This is a genomic window from Psychrobacter sp. NPDC077938 (genome assembly GCF_044542635.1).
GTDB lineage: Bacteria > Pseudomonadota > Gammaproteobacteria > Pseudomonadales > Moraxellaceae > Psychrobacter.
On the sequence record NZ_JBITUW010000005.1, the window covers coordinates 63028 to 82984 of the forward strand.

The 19957-nt window shown below is 42.3% G+C and carries 17 protein-coding genes; 1 reads left to right on the top strand and 16 read right to left on the bottom strand.

Features of this window, described 5'->3' with window-relative positions:
• Positions 1-154 precede the first annotated feature (154 nt).
• From ispD to ACIGBM_RS09700, 11 genes are all read right to left on the bottom strand, one after another.
• On the bottom strand, positions 155-883 hold the full coding sequence (ispD, locus tag ACIGBM_RS09650) for a 2-C-methyl-D-erythritol 4-phosphate cytidylyltransferase (protein ID WP_397477602.1): 729 nt from the start codon (positions 881-883) through the stop codon (positions 155-157).
• Positions 884-1053: 170 nt separating this feature from the next.
• Positions 1054-1359, bottom strand: coding sequence for a septum formation initiator family protein (locus ACIGBM_RS09655; protein ID WP_191114054.1), 306 nt, complete (start codon positions 1357-1359; stop codon positions 1054-1056).
• 166 nt (positions 1360-1525) lie between these two features.
• Positions 1526-2842 (bottom strand): phosphopyruvate hydratase, encoded by a 1317-nt coding sequence (gene eno, locus ACIGBM_RS09660; RefSeq protein WP_397477603.1) that lies wholly within the window; start codon positions 2840-2842, stop codon positions 1526-1528.
• 326 nt (positions 2843-3168) lie between these two features.
• Positions 3169-5526, bottom strand: a complete 2358-nt coding sequence (locus ACIGBM_RS09665) for a heavy metal translocating P-type ATPase (RefSeq protein WP_397477604.1) — start codon at positions 5524-5526, stop codon at positions 3169-3171.
• Positions 5527-5754: 228 nt separating this feature from the next.
• Complete coding sequence (locus ACIGBM_RS09670) at positions 5755-5979, bottom strand: heavy-metal-associated domain-containing protein (RefSeq protein ID WP_201578727.1); 225 nt, start codon at positions 5977-5979, stop codon at positions 5755-5757.
• A 254-nt stretch (positions 5980-6233) separates the two neighbouring features.
• Positions 6234-6491, bottom strand: a complete 258-nt coding sequence (locus tag ACIGBM_RS09675) for a hypothetical protein (protein ID WP_397477605.1) — start codon at positions 6489-6491, stop codon at positions 6234-6236.
• Positions 6492-6518: 27 nt separating this feature from the next.
• Positions 6519-7394: a 3-deoxy-8-phosphooctulonate synthase gene (gene kdsA, locus ACIGBM_RS09680; RefSeq protein WP_397477606.1), complete on the bottom strand. Its 876-nt coding sequence runs from the start codon at positions 7392-7394 to the stop codon at positions 6519-6521.
• A 215-nt stretch (positions 7395-7609) separates the two neighbouring features.
• Positions 7610-9244 carry a CTP synthase gene (locus ACIGBM_RS09685; protein ID WP_397477607.1) on the bottom strand — a complete coding sequence of 545 codons (1635 nt, stop codon included), beginning with the start codon at positions 9242-9244 and terminating at the stop codon, positions 7610-7612.
• A 195-nt stretch (positions 9245-9439) separates the two neighbouring features.
• A complete protein-coding gene (locus tag ACIGBM_RS09690) occupies positions 9440-10561 on the bottom strand; it encodes a porin (RefSeq protein WP_397477608.1) in 1122 nt (373 codons plus the stop codon).
• Positions 10562-10808: 247 nt separating this feature from the next.
• On the bottom strand, positions 10809-11855 hold the full coding sequence (locus tag ACIGBM_RS09695; RefSeq protein WP_394124954.1) for a porin: 1047 nt from the start codon (positions 11853-11855) through the stop codon (positions 10809-10811).
• A gap of 608 nt (positions 11856-12463) precedes the next feature.
• Positions 12464-14662 (bottom strand): malate synthase G, encoded by a 2199-nt coding sequence (locus ACIGBM_RS09700; RefSeq protein WP_397477609.1) that lies wholly within the window; start codon positions 14660-14662, stop codon positions 12464-12466.
• Positions 14663-15213: 551 nt separating this feature from the next.
• Here ACIGBM_RS09700 and ACIGBM_RS09705 point away from each other — a divergent pair.
• Positions 15214-16026 (top strand): tRNA-(ms[2]io[6]A)-hydroxylase, encoded by an 813-nt coding sequence (locus ACIGBM_RS09705; RefSeq protein ID WP_397477610.1) that lies wholly within the window; start codon positions 15214-15216, stop codon positions 16024-16026.
• Positions 16027-16203: 177 nt separating this feature from the next.
• Here ACIGBM_RS09705 and ACIGBM_RS09710 read toward each other — a convergent pair whose 3' ends face one another.
• The 5 genes from ACIGBM_RS09710 to ppk1 form a co-directional block, all read right to left on the bottom strand.
• Complete coding sequence (locus tag ACIGBM_RS09710; RefSeq protein WP_397477611.1) at positions 16204-16404, bottom strand: hypothetical protein; 201 nt, start codon at positions 16402-16404, stop codon at positions 16204-16206.
• A 72-nt stretch (positions 16405-16476) separates the two neighbouring features.
• Positions 16477-16803, bottom strand: a complete 327-nt coding sequence (locus ACIGBM_RS09715) for a hypothetical protein (protein WP_397477612.1) — start codon at positions 16801-16803, stop codon at positions 16477-16479.
• Positions 16804-16869: 66 nt separating this feature from the next.
• Positions 16870-17127, bottom strand: coding sequence for a hypothetical protein (locus ACIGBM_RS09720; protein WP_397477613.1), 258 nt, complete (start codon positions 17125-17127; stop codon positions 16870-16872).
• Positions 17128-17183: 56 nt separating this feature from the next.
• A complete protein-coding gene (locus ACIGBM_RS09725; protein ID WP_185156594.1) occupies positions 17184-17354 on the bottom strand; it encodes a hypothetical protein in 171 nt (56 codons plus the stop codon).
• A gap of 316 nt (positions 17355-17670) precedes the next feature.
• Positions 17671-19905 carry a polyphosphate kinase 1 gene (ppk1, locus tag ACIGBM_RS09730; RefSeq protein WP_397477730.1) on the bottom strand — a complete coding sequence of 745 codons (2235 nt, stop codon included), beginning with the start codon at positions 19903-19905 and terminating at the stop codon, positions 17671-17673.
• Between the last annotated feature and the right edge of the window lie 52 nt (positions 19906-19957).

The following is a 19957-nucleotide window of genomic DNA, read 5'->3' on the forward strand; positions in this document are numbered from 1 at the left end:
GTAATAGATTATTTCTGAACTCATTAATTTTTTAGAATAGTACAGAAAAGTCTAACGAGGATATAGTGGCTACTGAAGCCATAATTCTTATCATGGCCACCATTAAGTATAAAAGGAGTAAAACTGATGCTCGTTAGCGGAAGCAGAGTTGAAACTAAGACTGAAGCGCCATAATCGCTGTTAACAGTACCGCATCATCAGGATAGGTCAGTTTTATATTCTGGCGACTACCAGAGACTAAGCGTATTGGTAAACCTAGTTGTTCAAAAGCACTGGCTTCATCTGTGATGCTTAGCTGATGTTCAAACACATGATTTAGGACTTTTTTTAATTGACCTAAACGGAATACTTGCGGGGTTTGTGCTTGCCACATATTGCTACGGTCGATAGTAGATTTGGTATAAGAATGTGGACGACTCTCTTCTACGGAGGTAGCTAGCTGATAGGAAGCTTTTAACGTATCGGCCACTGGTGTCGCTAGAATAGCGCCGTAAGGCTCCAACATCGCTGCTTCAATCACTTGATCGATATCTACATTCGGTACAGCAGGACGTGCTGCATCATGGATAAGCACCAAATCCGAATCATCAGCACCTGTCTGACTAATTGCTTCCACACCTGCCTGTACTGACTGCCAACGCTCTGCCCCGCCGACTGCATAGCTTATAGGAAGTGCAAATTCTAATTGTTGCCCCGTGCTGTCATCGGCTGATATGACCAATAGACACTTATCAATGTAATCGCTATAAGCAAGTCGTACCACGCTATGCTGCAATAGCGTCTGACCTTCTAGCATTGTATATTGCTTGGCAATAGACGCACCAAAACGGCTACCGCGACCAGCTGCGACGATCATGGCATGTATATTAGGGGTTGTATTCATAGTAGTGTACTCATGGTTTGAGCCCATGACAGTATATGTAAAGAGGAATAAAGCAGGTGTTAAGTATAATGAATGGTGTCAGGTAACAACATTATAATGCTACGTCATGAAAATTAATTCATGTCGTAAAAATTAGTGTATTCGTTAAAGCTAGTGTATTTATAAAGCTACTAGTTGCTGTGCGTGGTTGGTGCGGTGGATACTTGGACAAAAGTCTCATTGGGTTTGATTAAACCTAAATCTAAGCGAGCATGCTCTTCTACGGCCTCAAGTCCCGTTTTTAAATCTTGAACATCGGTGCGTAGTAAGTTGTTTGCTGCAACTTGATTGTCATTCAAGCGTTGTTGCTCTTCGATTTGAGCTGTCAACTTATTATGCTCAAATCGGCCATTTTCACCCAACCAATACTGATATTGCAGTCCTAAAAGCACTGCAACGGCTAAAGCAAGTAGTATAAATTGGCTAAAATATTTCATAAGGTGATAACGCCAAACGGTATAAAAGAGGATAGTAAATTTTAAGCTGATTAGGCGATATACAAATGATTATATATCGCCTAAATATTGACTTCAGCTGATGAGTTTAGGCTTTTTAGCGTATATTACTTAACGTATATTATACGCCAAAGAGCCAGTCAAACTCTTAGCCACGTAGACCGATAAACTCTTCACGGCCACGATAGCTTGCGCGTACTTGCTGCTCGATACGTAGCAATTGATTATACTTCGCTACACGGTCTGAACGGCAGAGTGAGCCAGTTTTGATCTGGCCAGCCGCTGTACCAACTGCCAAGTCTGCAATGGTGCTGTCTTCCGTTTCACCTGAACGATGTGAAATGATGGTTGCATAGCCATTTTTCTTAGCCATATAAATCGCATCTAACGTTTCTGACAAGGTGCCAATTTGATTAAATTTAATCAAAATAGCATTGGCAATATGCTTATCAATACCTTCTTGCAAGATCGCAGGATTGGTCACAAACAAATCATCACCAACCAATTGGACTTTATCGCCAATCTGCTCGGTCAGATATTTCCAGCCATCCCAATCCGACTCGTCAAGACCATCTTCGATAGAGATAATAGGATACTGACGTGCTAGCCCAACTAGATAGTCTGAGAACCCTTGGCTATCAAAGGCTTTGTTACCTTCGCCTGCCAAAACGTATTGACCGTTTTTGTAAAATTCACTAGCCGCACAATCTAGCGCAAGGTGGATATCCTCACCAGCTTTGTAGCCAACTTGTTCAATCGCCTGCATAATAACCGTGATGGCTTCTTCGTTACTACGTAAGTTCGGTGCAAAACCACCTTCATCACCAACGGCAGTGTTTAGACCTTGTGATTTCAACACAGACTTTAAGCTATGGAAAATCTCTGTACCAGCACGTAGCGCTTCTGAGAAGCTTGTGAAGCCTACAGGCTCAATCATAAACTCTTGGATATCAACCGTGTTGTCCGCGTGCTCGCCACCGTTCAAGATGTTCATCATCGGTACAGGCATGGTCAATGACGTTTGATTACGTAGATTAGCGATGTATTGATGTAATGGCAGATTCTGTGATTTGGCTGCCGCTTTGGCCGTAGCAAGTGACACAGCTAGCATGGCATTAGCACCCAAGCTTTCTTTGTTTTTTGTACCATCTAGCGCAATCATGGCATCATCAATAGCCTGTTGCTCAGTCACATCTTTGTCAATCAAGGCACTGCGGATTTGACTGTTGACATTAGAAACGGCTTTTTTGACGCCTTTACCCATAAAGCGGGTTTTGTCGCCGTCACGTAGCTCAAGCGCTTCACGTGAGCCTGTTGATGCGCCACTTGGAGCAGCAGCACGGCCGACAGTACCGTCAGCTAAGATAACATCAGCTTCGATAGTTGGGTTGCCGCGCGAGTCTAAAATTTCACGAGCGCGAATGTCTTTAATTGCGGTGACGTTGTTGGTTTCTTCAGCGTACATAATGTCTGTTAATTCCTTTGGTCATGCCAAGTTTGTGAGATAAATAACGGCAGCTAGCATACAAAAAAGATAAAGCAAAATATCATATAGCGCATAGTCCTAAAAACCCTTCATACCTTTCTATCTTGTGGCTATCGTTGCCTAACGATTAGAGGTGTATGGAGCAGATTAGTAGTCGGCTATAGTGCTTGGCATCATAGCATATATTTTACCAAACTTCCCTTATCTTACACCGACTTGCCGCCATAAAAACAATCTTAGAGATACATATATGCGATGGTTGCCTCTTTTATATTTGTAGAAGACCTAGGCAGATATGATAGCTATTATTTCGCTATGCGTTCTTTATCCGTATGAGAGGTGGATACCGTATTATCTAGCTCAACCTCTGTCTTAAACCGTGTCAATCGTAGTGCATTCATGAGTACTGAGATGGAGCTAAGCGCCATAGCAGCGGCAGCAATCATCGGATTCAAAAACCCAAACGCAGCAAGCGGAATACCAAGACAGTTATAAATAAAGGCAAAAAACAGATTTTGTTTAATATTGCGCAGCGTTGCTTGAGCGATTTTTTGTGCCGCATCGATATGCATGAGCGACTCACCCATTAGACGTGCAGAGGCACTATGCTGAGCGACATCAGTCCCCTCAAACATCGCAAAACTGGCATCGGCAGTAGCCATCGCTGGCGCATCGTTGACACCGTCTCCTGCCATCGCTACCTTATGACCAGCAGTTTGCAATAGTGCAATTTGACTGGCCTTGTCACGCAGGCTCATTTTGCCATAAGCCTTATCAATACCCAACTGCCCTGCTACATGATCGACGACGGACTGCTTATCACCACTCATCAGAATCACATTAATACCCGCATCTTGTAGTGCAGCGATTGCTTGCGGCGTATCTGCCTTTAAGTCATCGGCTAGGGCAAATGCGCCTAATGGCTCATCATTGATACTAATCGCAACAGTGCTCGCAATTTGCCATACTTTTGGCATCAGTTTAGGCAGCGTCAAGTTCGCAAACTCTGCTGTCCCAACTTTTATCAGCCCAAGCCCTTCGATATTTGCTTGTATACCAGCGCCTTTTATCACACTGATATCGTTCACATTAAATAGAGACAGTTGATGTTCTTTAGCCGTATTGACGAGGGCAGTTGCTAGTGGATGACTGGCATGCGCCTCGACACTGGCGGCAATCTGCAATACGTCATCAACAGCAAGCGATTTGTCCACCATGACATGATCGACGATAGTCGGTTTACCAATAGTCAATGTGCCTGTTTTGTCGAGCACCACCGTATCAATATTACCCGCGGCTTCAAGACTTTGTGCATCCTTGAACCACACCCCATGACGCGCGGCGACGCCCATACCAGCCATGATCGCCGCTGGCGTGGCCAAACCAAGCGCACAAGGACAAGCAATGACCAATACCGATACCGCGTGCATTAAAGCAGTATCAACCATACCTGTCAGCCACCATGTGACCCCAAAAGTAACCAACGCAATCGTTACTACTACGGGGACAAAGATAGCCGTTACTCGATCCGCGAGACGCGCTAGATTGGCTTTTGAGCCTTGTGCATCACTCAACGCTTGTACCATATCGCCGAGTTTCGTGTCGCTGCCCTTCGCACTGACACGATACAGCAGACTGCCATTCTCTACCAAGGCACCTGCTAGCAATCCATCGCCTTGCTCTTTTTTGAGGGCGACTGATTCGCCAGTTAAATGACTCTCCACGCACCAACCGCTGCCTTCTATGACGGTACCATCTGTAGCGACGCGGCTGCCTTGCTTTGCACGTAGGACGTCATCTACTTGCACATCAGATAATGCAATATTATGAAATTCACCATTTGGCTGCTGCTGCTCTACTTCATCAGGTGTCAATGACAATAATAAATCAATACTGTTTAGGCTGTGCTTCTTGGTACGTTCCTCAAGATACTTACCTGTACGCACAAAGGCAATGACCATCACCCCTGCTTCAAAATATACGGCTGGGCTATTACTCGCACCGTGTCCGCCTGTGTGTCCACTTTGCAAGAGGCTGTTTAAAGTCCCATCGCCATGCGTGAGCCACAGATAAGTTGAATATGCCCATATCGTCACTGTACCAATGACCACCAGCACGTCCATATTGGCCAGGCCGCCTTTAATAGATGCCCATGCGCTCTTATAAAACGGCAACGCCAAACCAAACTGTACTATGGTCGCTAAAATAAATTGCACCCAGACTGGCGGCATCCACGCCATACCAAAACCCGCCAACATACCTACCATACCCACCAAAAATGGCACCAAACAAACCCATAATCCGATCAAACGCCATGGGTATTGAGTGGCGGTATCTTCGTCAGTCTGAGCAAATAGGCTATCGGCTGCCTGCACATTAGCCACAAAGCCTGTTTTATTCACCCACTCCGTCACCTGTTCGGGCGTCGTTTGGGTCGGATCATAATCAACATTGGCAGTCTCGCCAGCAAAACTCACACTTACCTCGTACACCGAAGGCTTCTTGTTAAGCACCTTCTCAATTCTTGAAGCGCAGGCCTGACAAGTCATACCGTCAATCGCCAATTGCAAATGCGCGCGTTGCGGTGCCAGTGGCGTGTTGGACTCAACATCAGTTTCGACATCATAAGACTCATCTTTGGTAGTACGGGTGGTATCGTTCATAAATAAAACTCGTCATGGTGCCTATAAATTTGTAGGAACCACGATAAAATATCAGTGGGTGGGCAAAAAATTCAAATAAAGCAATTAGGTTATATCGTATTCAGTATGAGTATTTTAGACAAAGTAGCAATGTATCAATGCTAAATACTCATAATCGTTAATCATTAAAAAACCAGCTATCATGCTTGTAATAACATGTTAGCTGGTTCTTTACATAGAAGATGAGATTTATGAGTTAGCAACTGTCGCCTCAAATCCCGCATCGTCAATAACTGAAGCAATAGCCTCTGCACTGGTTTTGCTATCGTCAAAGGTTATCGTCGCTAGGTTATCAGCGAGGTCAACAGTAATAGTCTCTAATCCATCAATATCGGCTGTTGCCGTATGTACGCTTGCTACGCATCCGCCACAAGTCATACCGTCAATTTTAATAATACGTGTTTGATCTGCCATATTAGGCTCCTTATTTTTATTAGTAATGAGCAACTCTAATAGTGATTCTGTTAATGCTTACTTTGATGTTTTTTAAGTTATCAAAGTAAGAGCAACTATCAAAGCTACATTAAATAAGCATAAGCCCTATTATCCTCGACAACAAGACCGTTTGGTTGTTGCTTTATTAACGAGATGCTATTAACAAGACAGGAAATTATCAATAAAAATGCAAAAGAGCGCATCGACAAATTTATAGCAATCGCTATTTGTAATTATAAATTGTTATGGTGCGGGTTCTGCGGTGAATCAATCGGAAATGGCTGAGTCACATAGTCCACCATACTAATCGCTGCTGTTAAGGCATGGATACTAGTATCTGTATCATCATAGCTTACCGTTGCGACATTATGCTTAGGATCCAAATTAATAGCCGTCACGCCTGAGATATTCTTAAGCACAGTCACTACGCTATCTAAGCCCTCTGCATCATCGATATTTTCGATGCTTACTTGCGCCATCTGAATTGCCATTGTATAGCCCTCTTATTACGTACCGTATCAATGAGTATCCAATACTTCAAAACCTTTGACCAAATCATCAATTTGCTTAAGCTGACGTAAGAACGGCTCTAGTTGGCTCATACGCAGCGCACATGGACCATCACATTTTGCAGTTTCTGGGTTTGGATGCGCTTCTAAAAACAACCCTGCCAACCCTGTAGCCATACCTGCACGGGCAAGCGTTGTAATCTGCTCACGGCGTCCACCAGCACTATCACTACGTGCACCTGGCTGTTGTAAGCTATGCGTCACGTCAAAGAATACCGGTATATCCATCTGCTTCATGGTATCAAAACCAAGCATATCCACGACCAGATTATTATAGCCAAAAGCACTACCACGCTCACAAAGTATCAATTTATCATTACCACCTTCTAGGCACTTATTGACGATATGACGCATCTCATGAGGGGCCAAAAACTGCGCCTTTTTGATATTAATAATGGCATCTGTTTTTGCCATCGCATGCACTAGATCCGTCTGACGTGACAAAAATGCAGGTAGCTGAATAATATCAGCCACTTCAGCGACTGGTGCTGCTTGATGTGGTTCATGCACATCAGTGATAATCGGTACTTGGAACTTTTCTTTGATCTGACCTAACCAATCGATACCTTGCTCTAAACCAGGCCCACGATACGAATGCAAACTTGAGCGGTTGGCTTTATCAAAGCTCGCTTTAAAAACATAGCCGATACCCAAGCGCTGGCAGATATCAACATACTGCTCAGCAATCTCAAATGCCAATTCTTTAGACTCTAAAACATTCATACCACCGAATAATACAAAAGGCTGGTCGTTACCAATGTTAATCGTATCGTTGTTAGGAGTGTTGAGCGTGATATGTGATTGTGCGGTCAATAAGTTGTCCATGAAGCCATTACCTCTTATTTTGTTATTAATATCTCTATCGCATATTGTAACCGATAGGCTGATTAAAAAAAGTATGCAAGCGTAATTAGACATCATTAATGAGGATGTTGACTCGTTAATAACTACTAGCAAGTTGAACTAAGCAAAAAAAAGACCAATCCGAAGATCAGTCTTTTTTATAATAAACGCTTTCACTTTACATTACATTTTGAGAACTATTTTGCTTCGTTGTGGTTCTTAGCCGCTTTTACAAAACTATTAAACAATGGGTGACCACCACGTGGTGAGCTAGTGAACTCTGGATGGAACTGTACAGCAACAAACCATGGATGCTCAGAAATCTCAACCGACTCTACCAAGTGCTGCTTGGCAGAATAACCAGAGATGGTCATACCTGCTTGCTCTAGCGGCTCGATATAACGGTTATTCATCTCATAGCGATGGCGATGACGCTCAGTGATATTGCTTGCACCATAAATTTGGCTTAGCTTACTGCCAGAAACTAGCTCTGCTTGCTGTGCGCCCAGACGCATCGTGCCACCAAGGTCTGAATCATCACTACGAATCTGTAGCTCGCCGCGCTCATCTAACCACTCAGTGATCAGACCAATGATAGGCTCAGCTGTTTTACGATCAAACTCAGAAGAGTTGGCGTTAATGTTAAGTACGTTACGTGCATACTCAATCACAGCCAACTGCATACCAAGACAAATGCCTAAATATGGGACGTTGTTTTCACGAGCATAAGTGATGGCTTTTATTTTACCCATCGTACCGCGCTCACCGAAACCACCTGGTACTAAGACAGCATCAGCATCGTTTAGCTGCGCAAGTAAAGTATCGTCATCTTCTAGACGTTCAGCATCGATATAGTCAATCTTCACGTCTACTTTATGAGTGATACCAGCATGTAGCAATGCTTCGTTAATAGACTTATAAGCATCTGGAAGCTCAACATATTTGCCAACCATCGCAACAGTCACTGTTCCTTCTGGATTCAACTGAGCTTCAACCACTTTGTCCCAATCGCTCAAATCAGCTTCAGGTACGTCAAGACCGAAACGCTCACAGATTAGATCATCAAGATCCTGCTCGTGTAATGTGCGCGGGATTTGATAGATACTTTGTGCATCTTCACACATGATTACCGCACGCTCTTCAACGTTGGTAAATAGCGCAATCTTACGACGGTTGTCTTGTGAGATATGATGGTCAGAGCGGCAAATTAGGATATCAGGCTGTAGGCCAATAGAGCGCAGCTCTTTTACTGAATGCTGTGTTGGCTTAGTTTTGGTCTCACCCGCACTAGCAATATACGGTACTAAAGTAAGATGCATTAGCATGGCTCTATTACGGCCAAGCTCTACTTGCATCTGACGTACGGCTTCCATAAACGGAAGTGATTCGATATCACCAACCGTACCGCCAATTTCGATAATAGCGATATCATACCCTTCGCCACTGGCAAGGATTTTGTTTTTGATTTCATCAGTAATATGTGGAATAACCTGTACAGTACCGCCTAGATATTCACCACGGCGTTCTTTATTCAACACGTTCTGATAAATACGGCCACTGGTAAAGTTATTACTCTTACTCATTTTTGAGTGACGCAAGAAGCGCTCGTAATAACCCAAATCTAAATCGGTCTCTGCGCCATCTTCAGTGACGAATACTTCACCATGCTGAAACGGGCTCATTGTACCTGGATCGACGTTAATATACGGATCCATTTTGGTCATCGTGACAGTCACGCCACGTGCTTCTAAGACCGCTGCAAGAGAAGCTGCGGTGATACCTTTTCCTAGTGAGGACACTACCCCACCGGTCACGAATATAAACTTGGTCATAGTACTCTGTCGGTAATTGGTAAAGAAGGATTTTACTAAAAATACGCCATAAAATATAGGGCAAAAATGCAAACTGTCTGAAACTCTTATATTTTCGTGCTGGTAGCAAACATTTTTCTATTATTAAAACGCTACACAACAAAAAACTCACCCCGAAGGATGAGTTTTTTTAAATAACTTATAAGACAATCTAATTTAGAATTTGTATTCTAAACCGCCGCCGATAGCGAATACATCCGCATCCCCGCGTGCAACGACTTCTTCAGAAGTATTGTCATCGTAGTCTCTGACTACTAGGAGACCATTTTCTAAATCTGCAGAGTTTTTACCGATATAAGCATGTGCAATCATATTGTCTTTGAATTTATACTTACCGCCCAATACGATTTGGTCTGAATCATTGCCGCCTAGACCTGCTAAGTTCTCAGTCTTATCATACTGTAGATAAACAGAAGCTGGACGTGAGAAGTTGGTTAGACCCATTTCAGCACTGACGACCAAACCTTTCTCTTCATCGTTTGAGTCATCAAAATCTACTTGTTGGTATAGCGCGCCTAGCTTCACTGGATAAGCCATGTATTTACCTAGGTCGACACTAGCACTACCGCGTAGAATCTCACCTGTGACACTCATATCTTTGTCATATCCAACACCTGCGGTAAAACCAGTGCCCGGATCGAACATCAACGAAGCACCGAAGCCACTATCGCGATCACTACTATCAGAAACAAAAGACTCATCAGCGCCGTATTGTAGTGCAAGCTCTACTGGTAAATCGTTATATTTAGGTGCAATCCACACGATTGAGTTATTGATACGCTCACCATCAGTCAAGGTAAGTGCTTCAGTTAGTGTATTGCTACTACCTAAAGAGCTCGAACCAATGTTATCCCAGTATCCTTCATTTACAGTCACGTTGTTGACATAATCAGAAACTGAGTAGTTACGACCGAATCGGAATTGACCAAAGTTTTTATTCTTTAGACCCAGATAAGTATCTCGGCTTTTGAAACCAATATTGTCACTGCCACTGTCATCGATTTTGATACCGTACTCTAATTGGTAGATGACGTCTGTATTAGCAGTTATTGCCTCAGATCCTTTGAATCCTAAACGTGAAGAGTGTGAGCTAACTTGTACCGAGCTGTTGTCTTCGTTGACATTGATAGCATCGTTTGGCAAATCCATCGACTGGCGGTCAAGCTCAGCATTTACATAGTTAGCAGTCACAAATGCCTTACCATAGACAGTTGGGGCTGCTTGAACAGTAGAAACTGATAGCATTGCAATTGCTGAAGCTAAAAGTAATTTTTTCAAAGGATATCTCCACTTTACGATTTGAGTGATAAATGATCTAAGATCGTTAGATATATAATGGCAAGGTCTTACACCTTCGGAACCATATATATAGCGAGCCATAAGAACTGCTTAGACATAACTTTACCAAGCAAATATTACAGTAAGATGAAAAAACCAAAGTTTACATAGCCGTTATCATTCTTTATCGCATAAAAAAACTCACCCCGAAGGATGAGTTTTTTATATATTCTACTTAAGTGTGATATTAGAATAAGTATTCTAGACCGCCACCCAATGCGAATACATCAAGATCAGTATTAGTATCTTTATCTTCAGCAGAGTTGTTACCAATATAAGCATGAGCAATCATGTTGTCTTTGAAGTTATATTTGCCACCTACAACCACTTGATCTGAATCACGGTTGTTAACACCAGCTAAGTTTTCAGTACCGTTATACTGTACATATACAGAGGCTGGACGAGCAAAGTTGTTTAGACCCATTTCAGCGCTTACGATTAGACCTTTTTCGTCTTTAGCACCGTCATCGAAATCAGCTACTTGATACATAGCACCTAGCATAACTGGTGCAGCCATGTATTTACCTAGATCAACAGTAGCACTACCACGTAAAAGGTCACCAGTTTGGCTCATGTCTTTTTCGTAAGCAACACCAGCAGTGAAGCCAGTACCTTGGTCAAACATTAAAGAAGCACCATAGCCACTGTCACGGTCATCACTGTCAGAAACAAATGATTCGTCAGCACCGTATTGAAGAGCAAGCTCTAAAGGCAAACCGTTATATTTAGGTGCAATCCATACGACAGAGTTGTTTACACGACCGCCATCAGCCATAGTTACAGCATCAAGTACATCGCCTTCCATATCAAGGTTACTAACACCTAGGTTGTCCCAGTAGCCTTCAGTAACAGTCACGTTGTTGATGTAGTCAGTTACTGAGTAGTTACGACCAAAACGGAACTGACCAAAGTCTTTGTTGTTTAGACCAAGATAAGTATCACGGCTTTTGAAGCCGATGTTGTCATCAGTACCATCGATAGCAATGCCATACTCTAACTGATAAATAACATCAGTGTTAGCAGTCATCGCTTCAGAACCTTTGAAACCAAGGCGTGAAATGTTTGAGTTGATTTGTACTGAATCGCTATCTACGTCATATAGATCATTGTCGCCATCACGCTCAGCATTTACATAGTCAGCAGTAACGAAAGCTTTACCATAAACGGTAGGTGCTGCATTGGCTGCAGATACAGATAGGGCTGCGATTGCTGTAGCTAAAAGTAGTTTTTTCATGGGGTATCTCCACTTTACAATTGTAGTAATGAGCAAGCTATTATTAGCTGGCGCCCATAATGGTATCGTCACAAATCCTCAAAGATATAATGTGTAACTGGCTACCGAGATTAGTCAGAAACAAGTGTGGCGAATTTCTATTACAGTAAGGTAAAAAACCATGACACACATGACTGGGATTAAACAACGCAACTGCCATGTAACGTTTGGTCTTTATTGCTCCGTGCGTAACATCCGTTACCAAACTCATACTTCGAATACAAGCATAACAACTTTGACATAATTTGCAACATATTTTTTTGCTTTTTCGATACACGCGTTATCGAATAACAGATGGTTTCTTATATTTGAACGATTGTGAAAAAACTTCTATTTACTCAATTAGATACGAATAATATTGGTTAATACCGTTACTAATAGTCTTAAACACACGTAATAGATACTAAGTAATATGCCAAAAAAGAGCGCTATTTATTGATCAAAAATAGCGCTTATAAAACAGTTCATGACTTATTTTTGACACATTTATTAGTTACAAACGAGCAAGACTGACTGGCATACTTGCTTATCAAGTATGCTCAAATACCTGTCATATTTAGTCTATTGTTCTAAGCGTTTGCTTTAAGATCCAAACGTGCTTGATGCAACAATGGCTCAGTATAACCACTAGGCTGTGCGCGTCCTTTGAAGACTAAATCACAGGCGGCTTTGAATGCATAAGAGCTATCAAAGCTATCTGCCATTGATTGATAGTCATCATCGCCTGCATTCTGCTCATCGACGACCTTGGCCATGCGTTTCATCGTATCCATCACTTGCTGCTCGCTAACCACGCCATGATGCAACCAGTTAGCAATATGTTGGCTTGAAATACGCAAAGTAGCACGATCTTCCATGAGACCGACATCGTTGATATCAGGCACCTTGGAGCAACCAACGCCTTGATTTACCCAGCGTACGACATAACCCAAGATGCCTTGAGCATTGTTTTCAAGCTCTTGCTGCTTCTCTTCATCAGTCCAGTCGGTATTTTTTGCTAATGGAATGGTCAAGATATCATCCAAGCTAGCACGCTCGCGTGATTTTAGCGTGTCTTGTACATCAGCTACGCTTACTTGATGATAGTGTATGCTATGCAAGGTAGCGCCCGTTGGTGATGGTACCCATGCAGTGCTGGCACCAGACTTAGGATGAGCGGCTTTAGTATCCATCATCTCTTTCATTTCATCAGGCTTAGCCCACATACCCTTACCGATTTGCGCACGACCTTGTAGGCCTGTCTCTAGACCGATATCGACGTTCCACTGCTCGTAAGCAGGCTGCCATGCTTGCGATTTCATCTCGCCTTTTGGTACAAATGGACCTGCATTCATGCTGGTATGCATCTCATCACCAGTACGATCTAAGAAACCTGTGTTAATGAAGATAACGCGCTCTTTGGCTTGGCGGATTGCTTCTTTTAAGTTGACCGTCATACGGCGTTCTTCATCCATGATGCCGATTTTGAGCGTATTGCGTTCTAGACCTAATAGATCCTCTGATGCATTAAATAAGTCATTGGCCATTTTAACTTCTTCAGGGCCATGCATCTTTGGCTTCACGATATACATTGAGCCTTGACGTGAGTTTGATAGCTTGTTTTTACCTTTGATATCATTAAGTGATAATAGTGGCGTGATTAAGCCATCCATTAAACCTTCAAATATTTGCTCTTGTCCTTCGCCTAAATCAACCAAAATAGCAGGATTCTGCATTAAGTGACCGACGTTACGGATTAATAATAGCGAACGACCTGGCAAGATCAGCTTGCCTCCATCTGGTGTATTATATTCACGATCTGGGTTTTGCTTACGTGTACGCGTTTTGCCACCTTTTTCAAAGGTTTCTTGTAAGTCGCTATTCATTAAGCCAAGCCAGTTACGATAGACTTCGACTTTTTCTTCTGCATCTACCGCAGCGACTGAATCTTCACAATCCTGAATGGCTGTCATAGCCGACTCAAGCAGTACATCTTTGATGTTTGCTGGATCGTCTTTACCCACTGGATGACTACTATCGATTTGAATCTCAGCATGCAAGCCGTTGTTCTTTAATAGTACACCTGTAGGAGATTCAGTTTCACCAACAAAGCCAACAAACTTAGCCGTATCTTTTAGCTCGGTACTGCTATCACCTTGTACGACCTCAAGCTTGCCATCGACTACTTTAAAGCCAGTCACATCATTGTAAGAGCCGGATGCTAGTGTAAAGTGCTCATCTAAGAACGCTTTGGCATACGCGACAACAGCAGCGCCGCGAGTAGGATTATAGCTACCAGTCGCCTTTTGACCATTCTCATCACTAATTACATCGGTGCCATACAAGGCATCATATAAGCTACCCCAACGTGCATTGGTCGCGTTGAGCGCATAACGAGCATTACGAACTGGTACGACTAGCTGCGGCCCTGCGATGTGTGCGATTTCGTCATCGACGTTTTTGGTATCAACCGTAAATGCTTCACCTTCCGGTAGCAAATAACCAATCTCTTGTAGAAATGTCTTATAAGCTGGATAATCTATTTCGCCATCTTTTGCAGGATTATCTAGGTGCCACTGGTCAATCTGCGCTTGAATCTTGTCACGAGTTGCAAGCAACGCTTTATTGCGCGGGGTAAATTCTTTAATAACTTTTTCGAAACCTGACCAATAATCGTCTGAATCCACACCGACTTTCGGTAGTACTTCGTTTTCAATAAAGTCATATAACTGCTGATCGATGGCAAGACTGCCTTTTTGAATACGATTGGTGTTAGAAGACTGGCTCATATTGTTATCCTTATCTGTTCGTGAGGGGTACTAATACTGAGTTGTGACAGTAACTGTTTAAGAGTTTTTAATCTTGTGAGGTTTTAAACGTTCATATCTCATTCGTTATGGAATCTTTGATTCTCTAATTTTTCTACGAAGATATATCTACAAATTTAATGTTCTAATAAAAGGTAACTTATTAATGTCAGGTTTACTCTTTACTAATAGTGAATCATAAAAGTAAAACGAAATGCTTAAAGAGCAAAATCTCATCCTACTATCAAATAATAAAATTAACAAGGAAACACCATTCACTAAGTAAATACTTAGGCTGTTTGATAATGATAATGTATGAGTGGCTTACTCTAGGAGCTATAATCATCATCTGGGAGATAGATGCAGCAAAACCAATATAAACAGTAAGTAATCATTAATACCTTTAATTATGCTTAACCGTTATCTATTAATAAACACTTATTGATGACTGTCAGTTATTTAGCATCGTATCTAGGTCAGACTAACGATATAATTACTGGTATTACCATTCATAAATAAAGCTTTCTTAGACTATGACTATCAATCAACAAGACCTCGCAACATTACAATCAACATCAAATACTATAAATAACGATAGTATCGAGAAAAAATCTGTCGAAGAAAATGTTTCTCAAACTGTAAATAATAGTGCCGAAACAGATCTAATCGAAGAAGAGCTGTCTGAAAAAGAGCTGCCTGAAGAAGACAGTGTCGATATTACGCATCTACGTACTCCTATAAAGGTAGACTTATCTCCTGTTTATAATTTCTTAGGGGCTCGAACCACGCAATCTTGGGTAAATGCCGCGATTGAAAACCTACCTATGATCATTCAAGACCATGCCAACTGCGAAAAAAAGGCCGCTGGTACTGCGATGAATTTGATATTTCGTTATGAGTTCTCGTATGATTTGCAACGTAAACTGGCACAGCTAATACGTGAAGAGATGCTGCACTACGAGCAAGTACTGGGTATCATGAATGAGCGCGGCCAAGAGTGGAAATATCTGAGTGCTGGACGCTATGCTAAGGGTATGTTGAAGCACAAACGCACTTACGAGCCAGCAGCGATGGTCGATGTATTGATAATCGGGGCATTTATTGAGGCGCGCTCTTGTGAGCGTTTTGCAGCGTTGGCCGAAGTCATCGATGATGAGCGTTTGGCAAAATATTATCGTTATCTACTGAAGTCAGAGAGTCGTCATTTCGAGGATTATCTCGCGCTTGCTCAATCATTATCGGACGAGAATATCGATGAGCGAGTCGCTTTCTTTAAAGAGGTAGAAGCTGAATTAATCAGTAGCCCAGATGCTGAGCTACGTTTTCACAGTGGTACACCTGCATAAGGCCCACGCTTTACCTAAACCTAATACCTATATAATGTAGAAAGTAAAAATGTAGGAAGCAATAAAGGCACTGTGTTTGATACGAGTTATATACTCTTCCCAAACACAGTGCCTTTTTATCTATATACAAATGCATATTTATGTACAAATACTAATAGCTATTGATATAGTTAATTCTTACTTTTTATCTTCCATCAATGGACTATCATACTGTTTGTTACTCTTAGCGACGTTATGCGGATCATGGTCTTCCGTAGCCTTTTCTGCTGCAGCTGGATTTACCTTTTGTAATGCATCATCAGGGACAATACCATTATTATCATCTGCATCTTTTAGTTTATGATCGTTGTTGACGCTTTCATTATGTGAGTTATTCATTGGTACTCCCTATTATGATAATTACTCGTCTAACCCAAGAAACACTATAGATCTGTCGAAATTTAAACCTATCTAATCTTTTTCATCAGGATTTAAGATACGGGTTTGTGCGTTATCAATGTTGGCATAACGATTTAAATCATTAATACCTTCGCTCTTAGGTGCTGCACTACCGACAGTATCTTCATTGATATTGTCATCAAACGCGGTGCTACCTTCTTGATCACGACGATCTGGTTGGCGCGCTGGATTGTCATTATCATTTACGTGTTCTGAGTCGACTACAGATTCATCAAAAGTATCGGTCCCTTTGTTCTCAGTGGTATTTTTTTCAATTGCACTATGATCGTCAGTTCCTAGTACCTTTGTCTTGTCTATTGCTGAGTCTTTGGCTTGCATTATCATATCCTCTTTTTATATTCATAATTTTGTCGATTTGGTTAGCCCGCAGTTACCTATATTTCTTTACTCATTACCTTTTTGGCTCAAGTCGTAGGCACTTAGTTCTGCTGCGTTCTTGCCACCTGCTGGAAGATTCTCTTCTTTACGTGGATCAGCATAAACTTCGTCGGTCTCTTGTGAGTCTTGCTCAGGGCCATCGATTTCAGGCTTGTGCTTGCGCCCTGCATAGCTATCTTTAGGGTTTTCTAACTCATTAGCAGCAGGGTCATCCACGATTACTTTTTCTTCTGTCTCCGTTGCTACTGGTACTTGCATAGTCATGGCGTATCCCTCGCTTTATTATTGGTTATTATTAATTCGATGTTTGATGTCGCAGATTACTTATCAGTACGTAGATCATCATCGATAAAAGGCGTTTGCTCTTCTTCGCTTAATGATTCAGGAGCATCAACCTTTTTATTCTCTGCTAAGTTCTTCTCAACTTCCTGACCATTTACCTGTTCTGCAGCTTGCTTGATATCTGAATTGTCATCGTTAGTAGTACTCATGGTTTATTTCCTATTCTTGTGATTTGATTAGACGGCTTTAGACAGTCAAATAGATATACGTTTCGAGATTGTACCAACGCTCAAATGAGTAACCAATACTTATAAAGTAGCGTCAGAATTGATATTAATTATAGGTATGACCTTGGGTAATGCACCAGTGTACTGCCGTATCAATATGTGAATAATTGTGAGGTTGCAAGTCAGTTTGTAACTTTTGCAATTGGTGAGCACAAAAAAACCAAGCACCAGTATTTACCAGTGCTTGGTCAGATAGATAATCAAATAGCTAATTATCGCCTAAAAGTATCTTTGCAAATTAGCTAGACTCTTCGACACGATTAATCGTTTTTAATAAATGCTCTTGTGCGACGTGTGGCTCCTCACCTGCTGCTGGCTGTAGCTGCTGCCAAACGCCAGTGCCATCAAGTGTCCATGCTTGCGTATTATCCTGTAAGTAGTTAATTAAGCCATCTTGATAAATCTGCTTAAACAGTTTTTTGTTCTCAATCGGGAACGCCACTTCTACGCGATGGAACAGGTTACGATCCATCCAGTCTGCACTACCGCAGTATAAACGCTCATCGCCATTATTATAGAAATAATAAACGCGCGTATGCTCTAAAAACCGTCCGATAACAGAGCGCACAGTGATATTTTCGGAGAGTCCTTTTACTTGTGGACGTAGACAACACATAGACCGCAAAATCAGCTCAATCTTAACGCCTGCCTGCGAGGCATCATATAACTTATCAATGAGGCGGCGCTCAGTTAACGCATTGGCTTTGATAATAATATGAGAACGTTTGCCCGCTTTGGCATGAGCGATTTCATCATCGATAAAGCTCATCAACTTCTCATGCAAAGTAAACGGTGCATGTAGCAGTTTTTTGAGGTTGGCAGGTTTGCCCATACCGGTTAGCTCTTGGAAGATCTTGTGAACGTCTTCTGAGATATCAGGGTCGGCGCTAAACAGACCATAATCTGTGTAAACCTTGGCATTTGCCGCGTGATAGTTACCGGTGCCCAGATGCACATAACGGCGGATTCGGTCTTCCTCGCGGCGTACGATTAGCATGAGCTTGGCATGGGTCTTGTAACCGACGATACCGTAGACCACGACCGCGCCTGCTTCTTGTAGATAGTTAGCAACTGCGATATTAGACGCTTCATCAAAACGCGCACGCAGCTCGATAACAGCCGTAACTTCTTTGCCATTACGAGCAGCGGCTGCAAGTGCTTTGACGATTTCTGAATTGGTGCCTGAACGATATAGCGTTTGCTTAATCGCCAATACTTTGGGATCGCTTGCTGCTTGCCAAAGTAAATTAATAATCGGTGAGAACGCATGAAAAGGATGATGAACCAACACATCGCTTTTACGCATGGCAGCAAACATACTGGTCGATTTATCTGACTTATCCATTTCTCGGCGAAATGCCTTTGGCACGACATGAGTAAATGGCTGGTAGCGTAGCGCAGGAATATTAAAGTCAAATAGCAAGCGCGTTAGATTGACTGGGCCATTGACACGGTATAGCTGATTGTCATGCAACTCAAACTCATTAAGCAGATACTCACTGATATGTGTTGGGCAATCGGTTGTGACCTCAAGGCGCACCTTATCACCAAAGCGACGGTTTTCAAGCTCGCCTTCTAGTGCTTTGGCAATGTCTTCAACATCATCAGCCAAGTCTAAATCGGCATTACGTGTCAGCCTAAATTGATGACAGCCTGTCACACTCATCCCAGGGAATAGCTCACCGATATGCTCATGAATAATAGCGGATAGCATCACATGATGCTCTTTGCCACCAGTCAGCTCATCTGGCAGACGAATCACACGCGGCAGACTGCGCGGCGCAGGTACAATCGCTAAGTTGATATCACGTCCAAAGGCGTCTTTACCTTCCAACGTGGCAATAAAGTTTAAGCTTTTATTTACAAGACGTGGGAATGGATGCGCGGGATCAATACTAATCGGTGTCAATACGGGTACGACTTGCTCCGTAAAATAGCGCTTCATCCATGCAGACTGCTCAGCGTTTAGCTCATCACGTTTGAGATAGCGAATATCTTCGAGCGCAAGCGCTGGCAAGATATCCTCATTGAGAATACGATACTGCTCACTGATTGCCGCATGAGTGATAATAGATATCTCGTTTAGCACTTCGCTAGGACGCATGCCGTGAGCACTGGTCGATACATCACCGATGTTAAGCTTTTGCATGATACCGGCGACACGAATCTCAAAAAACTCATCAAGATTGGATGAAAAAATAATCAAGAAAAATAAGCGCTCAAGCAATGGATGACGCGAACTAGATGCCTGCGCTAATACCCGCAGATGAAACTGTAGTAAAGACAAATCACGATTGATATAACTGCTCGGTGAATAGCTGCCATCTGCTGAGCGTTGCCATTCGATTTCTGCTAAATTATTTGGGCTATTATCTACATTAATCTCTTTATTAATATTGTCATTAGCACCGTCTTCAACATTATTAACGTCAATCATATCGTTAACATCACCGCTGCCCTGATTACTAGTCATCTCTACCACGTCACTACTCCTTTTGCGTTATCGATACGCCATCATCTTTTAT